Genomic DNA, 17,745 nt, shown 5'->3' on the forward strand with positions numbered 1-17,745 from the left:
GCTAAGCGACTAGTGATGAACTTAGAAGCACTGCTTCACATAAAATTGATCTATGAAAACTTAGACTAGTTTTAGTTCCATCTCATGAAACAAAAATATGCGATTTGGCTTAATTCTGGGTGATCAATTAAATCACCAACTCGCAACGCTCAAGTATTTAAACCGAAATGAAGACATTATTTTGATGGCTGAAGTGCTTGAGGAAACATCTTATGTGGCTCATCATCCACAAAAAATAGCGCTAATTTTTAGTGCAATGCGGCACTTTGCAAAAGAATTAAAAGCACAGGGTTGGAAAATCCGTTATCACACATTTAAGCGCGAAGGTCATATAAAAAAGTTAGTCGACTTTATTGCTTTGCAGCAGCAACACTTCTCGGCAAATGCTCTCGTCATTACCCAATGTGGTGAATATCGTTTGCAGCATGAAATCGAAAGTTCATGGGCTAACTCACTAAAACTATCTGTTATTTGTTTAGAAGATGATCGCTTCTTTTGTACCGTAGAACAATTCAAGCAATGGGCAAAGAAATATGAAACGCTAAGAATGGAATACTTTTACCGAGAAATGCGCAAGCAAACTCAATATTTAATGCATGACCAACAACCCATAGGCGGGCAATGGAACTTTGATCAAGCCAATCGAAAAGCATGGTCAGACGATCCGCCTTTGCCACCAAAATTAGCCTTTGAGCATGATCAAATTGATATAGATGTTATTCGACTGGTCAAGAAAGAATTTTCTCAACATATCGGCAATATCGATTCCTTTCAATGGGCAACTACCCGTCAAAATGCCTTGCTTGCTTTAGATGATTTTATTTCTAACAGCTTGCCCCACTTTGGCGATTATCAAGATGCTATGGTTTATGGTTCAGACTTTATGTTTCATAGTCTGCTCTCGCCTTATTTAAATTGTGGATTGTTATTACCAAAAGAGGTGTGTGACACTGCTCAAACAGCCTATTACAACGGACAGGCCCCCTTAAATGCAGTAGAAGGATTTATACGCCAAATTTTAGGATGGCGGGAATATGTGCGTGGAATCTATTGGTTGTCTATGCCTAACTATAGCGATCAAAATACCCTTCATGCCAGCACGCCGCTGCCACAATATTACTGGACGGGTGATACAAAAATGGCATGTATGGCCGAGTGTTTCAGAAATACCTTTGAACATGGCTATGCTCACCATATTCAGCGTTTAATGATTACAGGCAACTTTGCGCTTTTAGCAGGTGTAAATCCATCAGAAATTTGCGAATGGTATTTAGCTGTCTATGTAGATGCTTATGAATGGGTCGAATTACCGAATACTTTAGGCATGGCCATGTATGCAGATGGTGGCATCATGGCAAGTAAACCCTATGCTGCATCAGGTAATTACATACATAAAATGTCAAATTATTGTCAGCACTGTACATATAACGTCAAAACAAAAACTGAAACAGACAGTTGTCCATTTAACAGTTTGTATTGGTATTTTATGAGCCAGCATGAGGCCATATTTCGTCAAAATCCCAGAATGGCGATGGTCTACAAAAACCTTGATCGTATGAAAGATAAAGCTTCTGTCATACATCATGCAAAGTTACTTATTCATCAACTTGATGAGCTTTAACATCATGAAAAAACAGCATCTACCCCAGAAAATATGTGTCTATTGTCAACGCCCTTTTAACTGGCGAAAAAAATGGGAACGTTGCTGGGAAGAAGTAAAATATTGCTCTGAAAGATGTAAACGACAAGCCCGCTCAAATAAGTAAATATTTCACGCGATTGTTTTAACTGATTCAACACTACTCTTCATTGTTGAATCAGTTGTCTTTCAATTGATTATATTTGATGGTCTTACGCATATTTATACTGACGAGAACAGTAAGCTCTTTCAACTTCTGGTGAACGTAATTGCTGATGCTTGGTTTTACGCCCTGCCATACGCTTGCGCCAGAGTTTAAAACTGCTCGATTTTAAGTTATATCTCATTAAACGAATAACTTCACTTTCACGCAAGCCATACTCTCGCTCAATTGCTTCAAATGGTGTTCGATCTTCCCATGCCATTTCAATAATTCTAGATAAGTCCTGTTCATCAATTTTTTTCATGTTATGCCCTTTTAAATTATGTCGTAGCCAAGACGGATTCTTTAACAAACAACCTTTCGGAAATAGCTTCACTTACCCGATTGCTTGCTTTGAATGTTTTCGTGTTTTGCTTCAGATCATAGAAAGGCAAACATGAATTTTTGTGATTTTTTAGCTTTATAAACTCTATTTTTTATATAAGACATAAACAGCTCTAAAACCTTTGAGTGGTTTAACTTTTTATTAACCACTATGACAAAATTTTTAATACCTAAAACATGAAAAAAGCCATTGCCTTAGCAATAGCTTTTTTGTTTATAATCATAAAATTATGCGCCCTTAGCTTAACTGGATAGAGCAGTTGCCTCCTAAGCGACCGACGTGGGTTCGAGTCCCGCAGGGCGCACATATTGAATAACTTAATCCTTCACTTCAGCCAGCAATGTTTCAGCTGCGAGTTTACCTAAATTATTAGAAGCAAGCGGACTATCGCCCGTTAACAATTTACGATCTCTATGACATTGACCTGTAATGCCCTTATTTAAAATTTTGACACCGAGCTTTTCAAGATTTTCACCCACTAACCAAGGTAAAGCACCCGGCATATAACCGATATCAATATTTGCTCCCTTATCTAATGAATCAGGGAATACACAAATTTGATAATCTTTAAAAATATAATTCTCAGGTTGTTCCTCTACTGCCGCAGCCAATAACGAAGCTGGACCATGACATAAAGTAATAATAAATTTGTCTTGTTCAACTGCCCATTTCAGAACTTTTTTGACATCCAAGCTATGTGGAATCTTAGCTAAAACACCATGCCCACCTGGAATAAATACAGCTGCATATGGTGAGTTTTCCCCTACTGCATTTTCTAAAATGTCAGCAAGTTTTAGTGGATTTTTTAGTTTATCTGCATATTTATGGAAAGTATCTAATACCACCTGCTCTTGCTTTGGCATTGCCCACATTTCAAGTTTGGCTGGATTACCGGAAAGTGTCGCAACGTCAATTTCAAAACCAGCATTATCTAAATGGAACATTGGCAAAAGCATTTCTACTGGATGGTTTCCTGTAGAAAAGAACTTACCGTTTTGCATCTGGATATAACGCTCATCAGTTGCAATCATTAAGACCTTTTTATTGCCCGTATACGGCGCTGGGTAGGTCGTACCGTCATAATCTGTTTTAGGAGATGTATATTGGCTCAGTGAGTACGGTGATGGGAAGAATGCATTATCTTCTGCCAAATCTGGAGTCGGATTTTTATCATTTGATGCTGGGGTATTCATTGTTACCATCCTTTAGAATTGAAGAACGAAATAACAGCTTTAAGCCGGTTATTATTTCTTAGTAAATGTATATTTAGATCAAGAAACTGATGCAACACGCCAATAGAATTTGGCAATTTTTATATAGAAATAGGCACAATTAATAATTATAAATTTCAGTTTAGGCAAACATGCCGTTCACCTAAACTGTCACAGATTAAATTAAGTATTGATTTCTAAAACGATCTTTCCAATATGGTCACCTTGCTCCATACATGCATGGGCACTTTGTACATCTGAAAAATCATAGGTTTTATAGATTTGTGGTAAACACTTGCCTTGAGCTAAGAGCGGCCATACATGTTCATGTAAGGACTGAGCAATCTGTGCTTTTTCTTGGCTATTACGCGCTCGCATCGTTGAGCCAGTAATCGTTGCACGTTTTAAAATCAGTTTTTGTAAATCAAATTCTTTTGCAATTCGCCCTCCCATAAAACCAATAATGACCAGTCGACCATCACGCTTTAATAGATTTAAGTTTTTCGAGAAATACGAACCACCCACAATATCCAAAATCACATCAACACCTTGGTCTTGGGTGTGTTTCAAAATTTCTTGCTCAAAATCTTGGGTTTTATAGTTAATTGCAGTCGTTAAATTAGAGAGTGCTTCAACTTTATCTTCACTTCCAACTGTAGCAAAAGTTTTAATCCCTAAAGCATGGCAAATCGCTAAAGCGGTGGTCCCAATACCACTTGCCCCACCATGAATCAGTGCTGTTTCATTTTCTTTTAAACGGCCGATATCAAACAGATTTGCCCAAACTGTAAAGAATGTTTCCGGAATTGCAGCAGCTTGAGTAAATGATAAATTCTCAGGTATTGGCAATACTTGAGTTGCAGTGACAGTACAATACTCTGCATAACCACCACCGTTGGTTAAAGCACAAACCTTGTCTCCAACTTTGAAGTGTTGCACTTGATCACCTACAGCAACTACGACCCCAGCGACTTCAAGACCCGGAATTTGCGTAACACCTTTTGGCATTGGGTATAAGCCCATACGCTGCAATACGTCTGGGCGGTTAATTCCAGCAGCTTTTACCTCAATTAACACTTCATCTGCTTGAGGAACTGGAACATCTGAATCTTGAAGTTTTAAGACCTCAGGTCCGCCAGGAACCGTAATTTCAACAATTTTCATGGTTGTTGGAAGACTCATTGATATGCTCCATGTTTGGTTTATATTTTAAATGTATTGATTTACTTTAATTCATTGAAGATTTAGGTGGAACTCCAAACAGCCTTTTGAACTCTCGACTAAACTGTGAGGCACTTACATACCCTACCTGATAGGCAGCTTCCGCAACACCCATTTGATTATTTAGGATTAAATCACGTGCTTTATGTAATCGAGTAATCTTAATGTACTGTAATGGAGAATAGTTCGTGACTTTCTTAAACGCTTGATGAAAAAGAGAGACACTCATTCCTGCTTGTTTAGCAAGTTCCTGAACCGTTAAATTGTGATAATAATCTCTTTGAATAATTTCACAAATTGTATAAATCACACTATTTCGACTTATCATAGCCGAAAGATTTTCGATTAAATCACGACTACCCGCCTGCAAAACCCGATAAATGAGTTCTCGTTTTATCTGCTCTCCTAATATTGCGGTGTCTTGTTTAGAACGAAGTAAATTCAATAAGCGTAAAGCAACCTCAGATATTGCCGCGTTCATGTCTATAATATTTAAACCACAACTGAGCTTTACATCTCTTTTTTCAAGTTCATCTATAGATAACTGCTGCTCTTTGTTCATTTTAGTGGCTAAATCAGCCATCATTTGTGATTCAAATTTAATTGCAATTGCCAGCATCGGTTCATTTTCAACCCATGTATCGCAATCAAAAGGAATAGCAATCGAGATGAGTAAACACTGGCCTTGTTGAAACTGAAAAGTATCTTTCCCAATATAACCACGCTTTACGCCTTGTATGACTAAAACAATTGAAGGCTCTTGTAATACAGCAACAGGCTGTGTGGAATGATCAACCCTCATAAGAGTGATATTTGAAATATAGGTGGGATATAGCCCTTCTTGAGGAGCTAAATATAAAAAAGCCTCTACCAAACTTTTCATCAAGTCTTTCTGTTGCATTGCTTTATTTTTTACAGGCTATTTAAGATTTACTATATCAATCAAACTAAAAGGAAAAAGCGTTTCTTGGTAGTACTTTGTATAAATAAGCAAGTTAAAACTATTTTTAGGCATAAAAAAACCTAGAAGATTCTAGGTTTTTTCACTTAGTCTGACTATTAAGCAGATAAGTTAAAGAACATTGCTGCAATCAAAATAATGACACCGAGCACAATACGGTACCAAGCAAATACGCGTAGCGTATGGCGCTCAACAAAAAGTACCAGTGCCTTTACTACAAATAAAGCTGCAATAAATGCTGCAACAAAACCAACACCAATATTAATCATATTGTCTGAGGTCAACACATCAGCATTTTTAATTAAGTCAAATGTCGCTGCCCCTAACATGGTCGGCATTGCAAGGAAGAACGAAAATTCTGTTGCGGCTTTACGTGATAAACCTGCAAACATCCCGCCTACAATTGTCGCACCTGAACGAGAAGTTCCCGGAATCATCGCAACACATTGAGCAAGACCGACTAAAAGTGCCTGCTTAAACGTGATTTTTGTCGCATCTAGTGTTTTATGCTCAAACTGTCTAGATTCAACCCAGAAAATAATCAGTGCACCAACAATGAGGGCAATCGCAACCACAATTGGGCTAAACAAAACGCTTTTAATAAAATCAACGGCTAAAACACCAATAATCACTGCTGGGAAAAAAGCAATTAATACACTAAAAGCAAAATGACGCGACTCTACATCGCCACTAAAGAAGCCTTTAATCAAGTTAATAATTTTTTGTCGATATAACCAGCATACTGCCAAAATAGCACCTAACTGGATCACTACTTCGAATACACGACCACCATCTGAATGGAAATCGATAATATGACCAAATAAAATCAAATGGCCAGTACTGGAAATTGGTAAAAATTCAGTTAAACCTTCAACAAACCCTAGAAATAGTGCTTTTATAACTTCAAAATTTTCCATCACTTGCTCAAAAAGTTAATCACTAGAAAGGTCTAAAAATTTGTTTTATATCATGAACGAACCAACATTTTGGCCAAGTTCATGTTCAATATCAGATCATTTCTAGCATTTTGGTTATTGCCTTTAATTAAAGACCGATTATTTAAAGTGCAATAATGTATCACATCATTATGACAAACTTAGGTTAACTATCGTAAAAAGATAAAATCTAATCAAAAACAAATCGTCTTCTAGTTATAAATAAAAGCTCTTAAACTTAAGCAAGCCAAGAAACCATCTTAAAACATCAAACAAACATGATATTATTTCAAGCATATGTCATTTATATTTAAAATTTAAACAGAATGAAAAATACTAAAATCAACGCACGTCATCTGATTATCGATCTCTTTCTTTCCTCTGCTTACCCTCAACTTACGATTAAACAAATTTTGGTGGCTGCCAAACTGTTTAACTTAAGTGAAAATGGTATTCGAGTTGCGACAACCCGTTTATTAAATGAAGGCATGATTGAAAGCGTAGAACGCGGAATTTATCAACTTTCACCTTCTACGAAAGATTGGGCAAAAGTAATACTCAATCGTAAAAATGGTATTAAACAAACTAAAGAATGGCAGCAACATTATCTTGCTGTATTTACAGGCACACTGGGCCGTATAGACCGAACTGCTCTTAAAAAACGTGAACGTGTACTGCGTCAATTTGGTTTTAAAGAATTAGAAACTGGTATTTACATCCGCCCAGACAATTTAGCTTATAGTTTTGAAAAAACCTGTGAGGAGCTTGTTTTAGCTGGGCTAGAGAAAGAAGCAAAAATTTGTATTATTCAGCATTTCGAACCCTCAACGCTTAAGCAAATTTTTTCTTTGTGGGATACCAAACAACTCGAAAAAAATTATGAAATGTATAGTCGAGATATCACGCACTGGCTTGAAAACTATACTCACCTCTCCTTAAATGATGCTGCAGTTAAAGCCCTTCTTTTAGGTAGGGAAACGATTGCTTTACTCATGAATGATCCCCTATTACCAGCACCATTTGTAAATGAGTCTGCGCGTAATCAATTTGCTCAAGATGTACAGCAGTTAGACGCGATCGGCCAAAAACTTTGGAAAAAAATATATGAACAAGAACTAAATCTATAATCATCTGATTTAATTTTTTACAAACAAATATTTCACTTTTTAATTTTTTATAACTATATTTGTAATATAAAAATATAGATACCGAACTCTAATTTGGGAGAATAACAATGAATACGCAGGTAAGTGTTACGGACCTATTTAGCAGAGAAGAAATACAAGAGCTTACAGAACCTTCAGATGCATATGGTGCTTGGGCGGTTGCCAGCACATGGGCTGTTATTGGCGGAACATTCGCCAGCTTAATAATGATGTGGGACTACTTACCGAGTTGGGGTAAATTATTAGCATGTATGCTTGCCTTAGCAATCTTGGCGGGTCGTCAGTTATGCCTCGCAATTTTAATGCACGACGCGTCTCACAAAAGTTTATTCAAAAATAAAAAAATAAATGATTTCGTAGGTGAATGGCTATGCGCCCGCCCCATCTGGAATGATCTTCAAAAATATCGTGTACACCATGTTCGTCACCATGCAAAAACCTCTACTCCAGATGACCCAGATCTTTCTTTAGTTGCTGGTTTTCCTGTCAGTAAAAAGTCTCTGACTCGTAAATTCTTACGCGACTTAACAGGTATGACTGGATTAAAGTTTAGCTTAGGTCGAGTTTTAATGGATCTGGATGTCATGAAATGGACTGTTGCCAATGATCAAATCTGGCTAGACCGCAGTCATAAAAATTTCGTTGACTATGCAAAGAGTATTGCAAAAAACAGTACAGGTGCTATTGCAACGAATTTAGCACTTTATGGCGTTTTAAAAGCATTTGGTCAACAACGTTTTTATTGGTTATGGCCTCTGGCTTACTTAACTCCATTCCCACTTTTTTTACGTATTCGCTCTATGGCAGAACACGCTGGTATGCAAACCAGCAATACTGCTTTAACCAATACTCGAACAACCAAAGCTGGATGGATTGCGAGAAGTTTTGTTGCACCAATTAACGTAAACTATCATATGGAACACCATTTAATGGCTTCTGTACCATATTTTAAATTACCGCGTATGCACCAGATATTAAGAAAACGAGGGCATGTTCCAGTCCCACCTAGCTATTTTGAAGTGATTCACTCACTTTCATCGAAACCAGAATCATCAATTTAAGGCATATTAGAAGATCACTTTCAATTTTGTGGTCTTCTTGATTATTCACTTATATCTAAATTTTTTAGTTTTAACTGAGTTCGATAATACTTAGGTGTCACTCCCATCCAGCGTTTAAAAGCGCGAGTGAAATGGGATGTATCTGCATAACCTAAACTTAAAGCCACAGTTTCAATTGATGTCGAACTATTTTCTAAAAGATGATGTGAATATTGCTTTCGAGTTAAATCAACTAATGCTGAGAAACTTGTATTATCGGTTGCCAAGTACCGCTGTAAGCTACGTTCTGACATATTCATCATTTGAGCGACTTGTTTAACTTTTAATATTTCTCCCTGATTATTGATCAATAATTTTTTTATGACTTGGCTAACTTCTGCTTTCCATCCGCTGCGTAACTTCAATTTATCGAGATCTTTTTTACACTGTGCTTTCAGTAAAGGTACAAGCATCGGGTCGGCCGTTAGGGTGGGCTGCGATAAATATTCTTTTGGAAAAATCCAGACATTCTGTTTTTCATTAAATAAACAATCTACACCCAATTCATCTTTTAATTTTGAAAAACCGACGGGTTCAGACATATTTAACTTAACGGTACCTAAAGAAGATAATCCTGTGAGATGCTTCGCGATTTGAACGAAACCTAATAACAAAAAAATGGTCGCATCTGGACTCAACTGAAAAGCTTTCAAAGGTTGGTGTATAGACCAGTAAATATAATCTTGTTCTTGTTTTAACTCAGGTTTAAAGGCATCACAACGGGCCCCTATAAATTGCTCAAGTATTTTTAAGGCCTCTCCCAAATTTGTACTGACCATGGCCGCCATACCCACTGAACCATAACAAGACGCTTTCATTTCCAAAGCCAAATAACCCGCCAATGCTGGCTCATAAGTGAGTTGAATCGCATGCTCAAGTAAGTTATTTAAGAAATTAAATTCAACATACCAATACGGTTTGTTTAATTGTTCTAATGTTATGCCACTTCCATCTAAAAACTGCTCAGCAGAGATATTCAAGCGCTTAACCATATCGACTAATAAATTAATATAAGTTCCAGGTAATTCTGGGTTCAGGTTTGGTCCACTAGAAATCATAAATATGGCGTCAAATGGTAAAAACTGTCAGTTCATGAACTATGCCATGCTTTTAAATTGATGCATAGTTGTTCAAAACGAAACCCGCTAAATTGCTCTAGACAGTACAATTTCTGAAAAGAATACAGGTTACCTTATGAATATTCTGATCGTTCATGCTCATCCAGAGCCACTATCTTTTACAACATCATTAAAAACCACAGCCCAGCAAACTTTTAAAAAGTTGGGTCATCGTGTAGAAGTTTCTGACTTATATGCAATGCAATTCAACCCTGTAGCTTCCAAAGAGGATTTTTTAGAACTCAATCAACCCGACTATTTCAATTACGCATTAGAACAACGTAATGCCGCCAAGCAAAACCTTTTAGCACCTGATATCCAAGCGGAAATTGAAAAGGTAAAACGAGCAGATTTGATCATTTTAAACTTCCCTCTTTACTGGACTTCTGTCCCGGCAATTTTAAAAGGATGGATGGATCGCGTATTCGTTTCAGGACTTTTTTATGGCGGAAAGCGTTTTTATAACCACGGTGGTATGGCGGGTAAAAAAGCGATGCTCTGTTTAACACTGGGCGGTAGAACGCATATGTTTGGCGAGAGCTCCATTCACGGACCAATTGAACATTATCTCTCACCCATTCAACGCGGCACCTTGGCTTATACTGGTTTTGAGGTCCTTCCACCATTCATTGCCTACCATGTACCTTATATTAGCCAAGAGGCACGAGAAACCATTCTTGAAGACTATATAACGTACCTTACTCACCTCGACCAGCTAGAACCTTTAAAATTTCCCAAACTTGAAGAATTTGATGAGAAGTTATATCCCCTTTAATGGTATGTTTTAGCTCTAAAAGCAGACTAACCAGACATACTTCTCATTTTTTGGTTATTCTTTGGAATATAAAAGATCTTAACTAGTCTTTAAACCCTCCCAAAAATTGATCAATTGGTAAAAAAAATTGCTTAATTTCCACCCATTAATTAAGAATATAAAATTTAATCAATAATATACACATGTAGAGAAACTAGACTTGTCCAGTAAAAATGATAACTAATACTCAATTCATAACCAATCAATTCATATTTTTACAAAAAAATCTTTGGCCATTTTTTTTGGATTTATGACAAAAATGTCATAAATCTAAAGCCTATTAATAATAGATAAAAAATATAAATATCAAATATTTAAAATAATTTAATAATGTAAATATTTCTCCATATTTCATTCATTATTGACATTTTTTGTATAAAAAATGAGTACTCCCCAGTTCATATAACAGATTTACTCTTAGTGTAATTATGCTATTTTTGTTACATGGAGTTATCAAAGCTTTGAAACTTGTAATTAAAAGCTTTGAAGGCAACACAGTTTAAACGGTTTAACTCTGTTACTTTTAAAAAAATGTCTTGAAGTTCAAGGAAAGATTAAAATGAAATTAAAACATCTGAGCACTGCAATGATTTTAGCAACGCTGCCTGCAACTGGGGTTTTTGCAGCAGCTTTGGATCGCTCTGGACAGTCAATGTCCGCATTCTTTCAACCTGGTAATTATTTTGAAGCAGGTATTTCTGTTTTAGACCCAGATGTATCGGGTAAAGAAGCAGGTTCGAGTGCAACACGTCGTGATATTAGTGATATGGCTAATGATTACTACTTCCCAAGTGCAGCATTAAAACTACAACTTAACGATAAATTCTCTTTTGGTCTACTCTATGACCAACCATTTGGAGCAGATGCAGAATATTCAGGTAACAATGTATTCGTTTCTAATCCTGGTACTGATTCTGTTTTATCAGCATCAGCTATCGATGGCCTTGTTACTAAAAAAGCAACTGATGCTTTGCAAGCACAAGGTTTACCTGTCAATGATCAAACTTTAGCTTTAGCAAAAGGCCAAGTTTTAGCAAGCCCACAATTTAAACAACTCGCTGGCGCTCTTGCTGCAGCAAATAATTATTTAGGTAATGGTGGAACTAAAGTTAAAGTTGATACACAAAATTTATCTTTTGTATTTGGTTATCAACCAACAAAAAACTTTAATTTCTACGCAGGTCCTGTATTACAAACAGTTAAAGGTAATGTAAGTTTACGAGGCCAAGCGTATAGCCTTTATAATGGCTATGATGCAAATATCAAAGAAACTACAGGCGCTGGTTGGTTAGCAGGTGCAGCTTATCAAATTCCTGAAATCGCACTTCGAGCATCTGTAACTTATCGTTCTGAAATTGACCATAAAGTGGATATTAATGAAAATTTATCTTTATTAAACTTCCCTGGTCTTACTTCAGTACTTGGTGGTTTAGATGTTCCAGCTTCTAAAATCCAAGCAATTAACTCATCTGGTAAAACTACAATTACTACTCCACAGTCTGTTAACCTTGATTTTCAAACAGGGATCATGGCTGATACCGTTGCATTCGCCAATGTACGTTGGGTGAACTGGAAAGACTTCTCAATTCAACCATATAAATTTGGTAAAGTTTCAGAAGCTGTAGGTGGTCTGGTTGGCCGTCCAAATGGCTTTAACCTAGTTGAATATTCAGACGATCAATGGACAGTGAATGCTGGTGTGGGTCGTAAGCTTAATGATAAATGGGCAGGTAATGTCTCTGTCGGTTGGGACTCTGGCGCAGGTAACCCGGTGACTACATTGGGCCCAACAGAAGGTTACTGGAACGTAGGTGTAGGCGTTCAATATAGCCCTACTCCACAAACATTTATTGCTGGTGGTGTGAAATACTTCTGGTTGGGTGATGCTAAAGCACAAACTGGTGCACAAGCTGGTAGCGATCAATATGTTGCAGAGTTCTCTGATAACAACGCGATCGCCTATGGTTTAAAACTTGGCTATAAATTCTAAGTTTCAAACTCATTCATATAAAAAAGGCGCTTTAAGCGCCTTTTTTATTACCCATTCTTAAGCAGGAATATTACGCTGCGAAACTGAACGAATTGCTTCTTTTAGGGCATCATATCCATTAATTGCTGGGAACTGTGGGAATTCCGCAATGACATTGGCAGGTGCATCAAATAAGAAGCCATGATCAGCTTCACCAAGCATGGTTGTGTCGTTATATGAATCTCCTGCCGCGATTACACGGAAATTTAAACCGTGAAGCGCTTTAACTGACTCGCGTTTTTGGTCTGGTTGACGAAGTTTATAAGCGGTGATCATCCCATTTTCATCAGTTTCTAATTTGTGACAGAAAATTGTTGGCCAGCCTAATTGCTTCATTAGAGGATGAGCAAACTCATAGAAAGTATCGGACAAAATGACCAGTTGGAAATGATTGCTCACCCATTCAACAAACTCTTTTGCACCTGGTAGTGGCCCCATCTCAGCAATAACTTCTTGAATATCATTTAGGCCTAGACCATGTTGTTTTAGAATATTCAGACGCTGAGTCATTAAAACATCATAATCCGGAATATCACGAGTTGTTGCTTCTAGTTCTTTAATCCCTGTTTTTTTTGCGAAATTGATCCAAATTTCAGGAACTAAAACTCCTTCAAGATCTAGGCATACGATTTCCATGAATGCTTCCAACGTTGGTTAAAAATTGCTGTATCATACCATTAAGATTTTCAGATTTGCGTTGTTATTGATCAAATCAATTTTATTCATAAGGATCTAAATTAAAGTGCTAAGCAATTTATTCACTATCCTTTAGAATATTTTTCATAACACAATGCGCCCAAGCCTTTTGCCAGGAACACCCATGACCGTTATTCCGACTATTGATATCGTTGATGCTCTCGCGGCTGAATATGCAGCTAAAAGCCCACGTGAGATTTTAGAGCTTGCATTAAGCCAACAAGGTGAAATCGCAATTTCGTTCTCTGGAGCAGAAGATGTAGTCTTAATTGATATGGCTTCACGTTTAGGTAAACCCTTCCGTGTTTTTAGTCTTGATACTGGGCGGCTGCATCCTGAAACTTATCAATTTATTGAAACTGTTCGTAAGCACTACAATATTAATATCGAGATTTGCTTCCCTGAACCTGAAGCTGTGCAAAGCATGGTGAATGAAAAAGGCTTATTTAGCTTCTTTAAAGATGGACACCAAGAGTGCTGTGGTATTCGAAAAGTTCAGCCTTTACGTAAGAAACTTGCGACTTTAGATGGTTGGATTACAGGCCAACGTAAAGACCAAAGTCCAGGTACACGTACTGAAATTCCGGTGGTACAAGCAGATGCTGGTTTCTCAGGACCAGACAAGCAACTTATTAAATATAACCCGCTTGCGAACTGGTCTAGTGCCGATGTGTGGAGTTACATCCGCATGATGGAAATTCCATACAACCCTCTACACGAGCGTGGTTTTGTTTCTATTGGCTGTGAGCCATGTACACGTCCAGTACTTCCAAACCAGCATGAACGTGAAGGCCGTTGGTGGTGGGAAGAAGCAACACAAAAAGAATGTGGCTTACATGCAGGCAACTTAAAAAAATAGTCTGGTATAAAAAAACCACTGATGAATCAGTGGTTTTTTTTACAGTTATATCTCGTACACAAAGTCATATTTAATCTGTAATAAACGCTATATACTAAATTTTACGGTTCTATAATTCTAATAAGAGCTCAGTTAAGGGCTTCTTAGAAAAAAGCATGAGGCACAACGAGTTATGCGTCCATTACACCCTATTGATTTTATTTTTCTATCGTTAGAAAAAAGACAACAACCGATGCATGTTGGCGGATTGTTTTTATTTGAAATTCCTGAAAATGCCCCTGAAACTTTTGTGCGTGATTTAGTAGAAGAAATTCGCCAATCAAAAAGTATTCCTGTCCCTCCCTTTAATAACCGTTTAAATGGCTTATTTTGGGATGAAGATGAAGAATTCGATATCGATCATCATTTCCGCCATATTGCCTTGCCTCATCCTGGCCGAATTCGTGAATTACTCGTGTATATTTCGCAGCAGCATAGCTCTTTAATTGACCGTGCAAAACCGCTTTGGACCTGCGACATTATTGAAGGGATCGAAGGTAATCGTTTCGCGATGTACTTTAAGATACATCATGCCATGGTAGATGGCGTTGCGGGTATGCGCTTAATTGAGAAGTCTCTATCAAAAACACCAGAAGAAAAAAATGTGGTTCCACTTTGGTGTGTAGAAAGTAAAAGAACAAAACGCTTAAAAGTACCAAAACCAAGTACTAGTAAAATCAAAAGTATTTTAGGAGGCATCAAGTCACAGCTTGAAGTTACTCCGAAGGTCATGCATGAGTTATCACAAACCATCTTTAAAGAAATGGGGAAAAATCCTGACTATGTATCGACTTTTCAGGCGCCAGTTTCAATTTTGAATCAACGCGTAAGCGCTTCACGTCGCTTTGCAGCCCAATCTTTTGAATTAAGTCGCCTTAGAAAGATTTCTAAAGCGCTTGGTGTGACCATTAATGACGTCGTACTTGCTGTATGTTCTGGGGCATTACGTGAATATCTGATTAGCCATAATAGCTTGCCTAAAAAGCCTCTTATTGCGATGGTGCCCGCTTCATTGCGTACAGATGACTCTGACGTAAGTAATCGCATTACGATGATTCTAGCGAATTTAGGGACCCATAAAGACCAGCCTCTAGAACGACTCGAAATTATTCGTCGTAGTATGCAAAATTCAAAGCAACGCTTTAGTCGAATGACTGCAAATGAGATTTTAAACTATAGCGCTGTAGTTTATGGCCCAGCAGGTCTAAACATTATGTCTGGAATGCTCCCTAAGCGTCAGGCATTCAATTTAGTCATTTCTAATGTACCTGGCCCACGTGAGCCACTTTATTGGAATGGTGCGAAATTGGATGCGCTCTACCCTGCTTCTATAGTCATGGATGGGCAAGCGCTTAATATTACGATGACAAGCTATCTGGATAAGCTTGAAGTAGGTTTAACAGCATGTCGAAATGCTTTACCTAAGATGCAAAACCTTTTAACCCATCTTGAAGATGAGATTCAACGGTTTGAAGAAATTATTGAGGAAAAACAGCTGAAACATCATTCAGCAAGTTAAGAAAAATTAAGGGGCTTTGAAATGGCCCCTTATTTTTTAATTGCGCGGCACTGGTTAAGCAACTGATGACATACTGAACGGATCATCGCAGTTGTAATCGGTACTTCTTTACCTTGGTCATTCAACATATAGCAGCTATTTACTGGCGTGCTTTCTAAAACATGTTTAAGACCGTTGCTAATTAGGTTTTCACTTACATTCATGGGTTATACCTCTTATTGTTTGCTAAGACGTTTTAAACAGGGAGAACGTCTACGGCTACTGTATGCAAGTAGTATTTAAAATTCATGAATGAAAGTAAAATTTCAGTTGTAACAAGGATTAAGCGATATCTTGTTACAACTTTAACTTAAAATGATATCGTATTGCTCTTGCGTATATAAATTTTCGACCTGAAATTTAATAACTCTGTTGATAAAGTGCTCTAAATCAGCCACTGCAGGGGCTTCTGCCGTTAATAATCGGTCAATTACAGAAGGATGAGCAACGACAGTAAAGCCACTCGTAGACTCAAATGCACGCGTATATCGTAATATCTCTCGAAATATTTCGTAACACACTGTCTCTGCAGTTTTGACAAAACCACGCCCCTGACACGTTGGACAAGACTCACATAACAAGTGTTCTAATGATTCACGTGTTCTTTTACGTGTCATTTCGACTAAGCCAAGTTCAGACACCTGTGTAATTTTTGTTTTGGCGTGATCACGTTCAAGCATTTTTTCAAATTGACGCATCACCTCTTCACGATGAATGGCTTCCTGCATGTCAATAAAATCAATAATGATAATACCGCCCAGATTTCTTAGTCTGAGCTGACGTGCGATCACCTGAGTCGCTTCCATATTGGTCTTAAAGACTGTGTCTTCGAGACTACGACCACCGACATATGACCCTGTATTGACATCAATAGTAGTCATGGCCTCAGTCTGGTCAATCATTAGATAACCACCAGACTTTAGAGCAACACGTGTTTGTAGAGCTTTTTGAATATCTTCTTCGACGTTATAGAGATCAAATAATGGTCGTTCACCCGGATAATGAATCAGGCGACTTTGCATATTCGGCACAAATTCATCTACAAACTCACGCAGTTTGCCGTGAATTTCTCTCGAATCGACATAAATCTTTGCTGTTTCTTCGCTTGCCAAATCACGAATAATTCGTTGTGGTAGTGGTAGTTCTTCAAAAATTAAAGAAGGAACTGCAACATCCACTTGTTTACGCTGGATATATTCCCATAGCTTGCTGAGGTAACACATATCTTGTGCAATCTCAGCATCATCTACGCCTTCAGCAGCAGTACGGACAATCACACTACCGGGTAGATTATGCTCTGCCTGAATACCTTCGATGATATTACGTAAGCGTTCGCGCTCTTCTTCTGACTCAATACGCTGTGAAACACCAATATGATTACCATACGGCATAAGAACTAAATAGCGAGAAGGAATAGAAAGATCTGTACTTAGACGAGCACCTTTAGTACCGAGCATGTCTTTCATCACCTGAACGGTCAGAATTTGCCCTGGATGAAGTAATTCAAAAACATTGGGAGTTGGCTGTGAACGAGGCCAAACCATATCATTAATATGCAAAAAGGCTGTTCTAGATAATCCGATATCAACAAAAGCCGCTTGCATGCCCGGAAGCACGCGGACAACTTTACCTTTGTAGATATTGCCGACAAGTCCTCGCTTCACTGTACGTTCAACATACAGCTCATTAACAGTTCCATTTTCGATTAATGCCACCCGACACTCCATAGGTGTGACATTAATAAGTAGTTCTTCTGACATACATAAACTCAAAGCATTATAAAATTTTTATTAAAGAGTCAGAGGGACTGTTAATGTCGCTTTGTCCACTATTCATCGACAATGCAATTCA

At 37.7% G+C, this 17,745-nt stretch carries 17 protein-coding genes and 1 tRNA gene; 9 read left to right on the top strand and 9 right to left on the bottom strand.

Going from position 1 to position 17,745, the window contains the following annotated elements:
* The first annotated feature begins 97 nt into the window (after positions 1 to 97).
* Both CSB87_RS05885 and CSB87_RS05890 read left to right on the top strand, forming a co-directional pair.
* Entirely contained in the window at positions 98 to 1,621 is a 1,524-nt protein-coding gene (locus CSB87_RS05885) for a cryptochrome/photolyase family protein (protein WP_031953254.1), read from the top strand.
* Between the two features lie 4 nt (positions 1,622 to 1,625).
* Complete coding sequence (locus CSB87_RS05890) at positions 1,626 to 1,766, top strand: DUF2256 domain-containing protein (RefSeq protein WP_079377804.1); 141 nt, start codon at positions 1,626 to 1,628, stop codon at positions 1,764 to 1,766.
* Between the two features lie 85 nt (positions 1,767 to 1,851).
* On the opposite strand, the gene CSB87_RS05895 is transcribed toward CSB87_RS05890, so the two are convergent.
* Complete coding sequence (locus CSB87_RS05895; RefSeq protein WP_004705831.1) at positions 1,852 to 2,106, bottom strand: TIGR03643 family protein; 255 nt, start codon at positions 2,104 to 2,106, stop codon at positions 1,852 to 1,854.
* A gap of 312 nt (positions 2,107 to 2,418) precedes the next feature.
* Here CSB87_RS05895 and CSB87_RS05900 point away from each other — a divergent pair.
* Positions 2,419 to 2,491, top strand: a tRNA-Arg gene (locus CSB87_RS05900).
* Positions 2,492 to 2,504: 13 nt separating this feature from the next.
* Here the strand turns inward: CSB87_RS05900 and hchA are convergent.
* The 4 genes from hchA to CSB87_RS05920 all read right to left on the bottom strand — a co-directional run bounded on the left by hchA (position 2,505) and on the right by CSB87_RS05920 (position 6,497).
* Positions 2,505 to 3,380, bottom strand: coding sequence for a glyoxalase III HchA (hchA, locus tag CSB87_RS05905; RefSeq protein ID WP_022575726.1), 876 nt, complete (start codon positions 3,378 to 3,380; stop codon positions 2,505 to 2,507).
* A gap of 201 nt (positions 3,381 to 3,581) precedes the next feature.
* Positions 3,582 to 4,580: an NAD(P)H-quinone oxidoreductase gene (locus CSB87_RS05910; protein WP_031953256.1), complete on the bottom strand. Its 999-nt coding sequence runs from the start codon at positions 4,578 to 4,580 to the stop codon at positions 3,582 to 3,584.
* Between the two features lie 46 nt (positions 4,581 to 4,626).
* The gene (locus CSB87_RS05915; protein ID WP_031953258.1) at positions 4,627 to 5,520 is read right to left on the bottom strand and encodes an AraC family transcriptional regulator; all 894 of its coding nucleotides are present in this window, start codon (positions 5,518 to 5,520) and stop codon (positions 4,627 to 4,629) included.
* Between the two features lie 158 nt (positions 5,521 to 5,678).
* A complete protein-coding gene (locus tag CSB87_RS05920; protein WP_002051555.1) occupies positions 5,679 to 6,497 on the bottom strand; it encodes an undecaprenyl-diphosphate phosphatase in 819 nt (272 codons plus the stop codon).
* Positions 6,498 to 6,841: 344 nt separating this feature from the next.
* Between CSB87_RS05920 and CSB87_RS05925 the strand changes: the two genes are divergently transcribed.
* On the top strand, positions 6,842 to 7,642 hold the full coding sequence (locus CSB87_RS05925; RefSeq protein ID WP_004885424.1) for a PaaX family transcriptional regulator C-terminal domain-containing protein: 801 nt from the start codon (positions 6,842 to 6,844) through the stop codon (positions 7,640 to 7,642).
* 107 nt (positions 7,643 to 7,749) lie between these two features.
* A complete protein-coding gene (locus tag CSB87_RS05930; RefSeq protein ID WP_031953260.1) occupies positions 7,750 to 8,742 on the top strand; it encodes a fatty acid desaturase family protein in 993 nt (330 codons plus the stop codon).
* Positions 8,743 to 8,783: 41 nt separating this feature from the next.
* Here CSB87_RS05930 and CSB87_RS05935 read toward each other — a convergent pair whose 3' ends face one another.
* Positions 8,784 to 9,818, bottom strand: a complete 1,035-nt coding sequence (locus CSB87_RS05935; protein ID WP_031953262.1) for an AraC family transcriptional regulator — start codon at positions 9,816 to 9,818, stop codon at positions 8,784 to 8,786.
* A 157-nt stretch (positions 9,819 to 9,975) separates the two neighbouring features.
* Here CSB87_RS05935 and CSB87_RS05940 point away from each other — a divergent pair, with 157 nt between their 5' ends.
* Positions 9,976 to 10,674 (top strand): NAD(P)H-dependent oxidoreductase, encoded by a 699-nt coding sequence (locus CSB87_RS05940; RefSeq protein ID WP_031953263.1) that lies wholly within the window; start codon positions 9,976 to 9,978, stop codon positions 10,672 to 10,674.
* Between the two features lie 598 nt (positions 10,675 to 11,272).
* Positions 11,273 to 12,703: an OmpP1/FadL family transporter gene (locus CSB87_RS05945; RefSeq protein WP_004885418.1), complete on the top strand. Its 1,431-nt coding sequence runs from the start codon at positions 11,273 to 11,275 to the stop codon at positions 12,701 to 12,703.
* A gap of 57 nt (positions 12,704 to 12,760) precedes the next feature.
* Here CSB87_RS05945 and thrH read toward each other — a convergent pair whose 3' ends face one another.
* Positions 12,761 to 13,378, bottom strand: a complete 618-nt coding sequence (gene thrH, locus CSB87_RS05950) for a bifunctional phosphoserine phosphatase/homoserine phosphotransferase ThrH (RefSeq protein WP_002051289.1) — start codon at positions 13,376 to 13,378, stop codon at positions 12,761 to 12,763.
* Positions 13,379 to 13,562: 184 nt separating this feature from the next.
* Between thrH and CSB87_RS05955 the strand changes: the two genes are divergently transcribed.
* Together CSB87_RS05955 and CSB87_RS05960 are read left to right on the top strand one after the other, a co-directional pair.
* Positions 13,563 to 14,297 carry a phosphoadenylyl-sulfate reductase gene (locus CSB87_RS05955; protein WP_031953265.1) on the top strand — a complete coding sequence of 245 codons (735 nt, stop codon included), beginning with the start codon at positions 13,563 to 13,565 and terminating at the stop codon, positions 14,295 to 14,297.
* 172 nt (positions 14,298 to 14,469) lie between these two features.
* Positions 14,470 to 15,855: a WS/DGAT/MGAT family O-acyltransferase gene (locus CSB87_RS05960; protein WP_031953267.1), complete on the top strand. Its 1,386-nt coding sequence runs from the start codon at positions 14,470 to 14,472 to the stop codon at positions 15,853 to 15,855.
* 29 nt (positions 15,856 to 15,884) lie between these two features.
* On the opposite strand, the gene CSB87_RS05965 is transcribed toward CSB87_RS05960, so the two are convergent.
* Together CSB87_RS05965 and rng are read right to left on the bottom strand one after the other, a co-directional pair.
* Positions 15,885 to 16,058 (bottom strand): PA1571 family protein, encoded by a 174-nt coding sequence (locus CSB87_RS05965; RefSeq protein WP_001103036.1) that lies wholly within the window; start codon positions 16,056 to 16,058, stop codon positions 15,885 to 15,887.
* Between the two features lie 141 nt (positions 16,059 to 16,199).
* Positions 16,200 to 17,654 (bottom strand): ribonuclease G, encoded by a 1,455-nt coding sequence (gene rng / locus CSB87_RS05970; protein ID WP_004712131.1) that lies wholly within the window; start codon positions 17,652 to 17,654, stop codon positions 16,200 to 16,202.
* Between the last annotated feature and the right edge of the window lie 91 nt (positions 17,655 to 17,745).

Source organism: Acinetobacter sp. AR_0276 (genome assembly GCF_003000705.1).
In the GTDB taxonomy this organism is placed as follows: Bacteria; Pseudomonadota; Gammaproteobacteria; order Pseudomonadales; family Moraxellaceae; genus Acinetobacter; species Acinetobacter nosocomialis.

Coding starts and splice junctions, on each gene's coding strand:
- CSB87_RS05885 (WP_031953254.1), top strand. CDS start 98: ATGCGATTTGGCTTAATTCTGGGTGATCAATTAAATCACCAACTCGCA.
- CSB87_RS05890 (WP_079377804.1), top strand. CDS start 1,626: ATGAAAAAACAGCATCTACCCCAGAAAATATGTGTCTATTGTCAACGC.
- CSB87_RS05895 (WP_004705831.1), bottom strand. CDS start 2,106: ATGAAAAAAATTGATGAACAGGACTTATCTAGAATTATTGAAATGGCA.
- hchA (WP_022575726.1), bottom strand. CDS start 3,380: ATGAATACCCCAGCATCAAATGATAAAAATCCGACTCCAGATTTGGCA.
- CSB87_RS05910 (WP_031953256.1), bottom strand. CDS start 4,580: ATGAGTCTTCCAACAACCATGAAAATTGTTGAAATTACGGTTCCTGGC.
- CSB87_RS05915 (WP_031953258.1), bottom strand. CDS start 5,520: ATGCAACAGAAAGACTTGATGAAAAGTTTGGTAGAGGCTTTTTTATAT.
- CSB87_RS05920 (WP_002051555.1), bottom strand. CDS start 6,497: ATGGAAAATTTTGAAGTTATAAAAGCACTATTTCTAGGGTTTGTTGAA.
- CSB87_RS05925 (WP_004885424.1), top strand. CDS start 6,842: ATGAAAAATACTAAAATCAACGCACGTCATCTGATTATCGATCTCTTT.
- CSB87_RS05930 (WP_031953260.1), top strand. CDS start 7,750: ATGAATACGCAGGTAAGTGTTACGGACCTATTTAGCAGAGAAGAAATA.
- CSB87_RS05940 (WP_031953263.1), top strand. CDS start 9,976: ATGAATATTCTGATCGTTCATGCTCATCCAGAGCCACTATCTTTTACA.
- CSB87_RS05945 (WP_004885418.1), top strand. CDS start 11,273: ATGAAATTAAAACATCTGAGCACTGCAATGATTTTAGCAACGCTGCCT.
- thrH (WP_002051289.1), bottom strand. CDS start 13,378: ATGGAAATCGTATGCCTAGATCTTGAAGGAGTTTTAGTTCCTGAAATT.
- CSB87_RS05955 (WP_031953265.1), top strand. CDS start 13,563: ATGACCGTTATTCCGACTATTGATATCGTTGATGCTCTCGCGGCTGAA.
- CSB87_RS05960 (WP_031953267.1), top strand. CDS start 14,470: ATGCGTCCATTACACCCTATTGATTTTATTTTTCTATCGTTAGAAAAA.
- CSB87_RS05965 (WP_001103036.1), bottom strand. CDS start 16,058: ATGAATGTAAGTGAAAACCTAATTAGCAACGGTCTTAAACATGTTTTA.
- rng (WP_004712131.1), bottom strand. CDS start 17,654: ATGTCAGAAGAACTACTTATTAATGTCACACCTATGGAGTGTCGGGTG.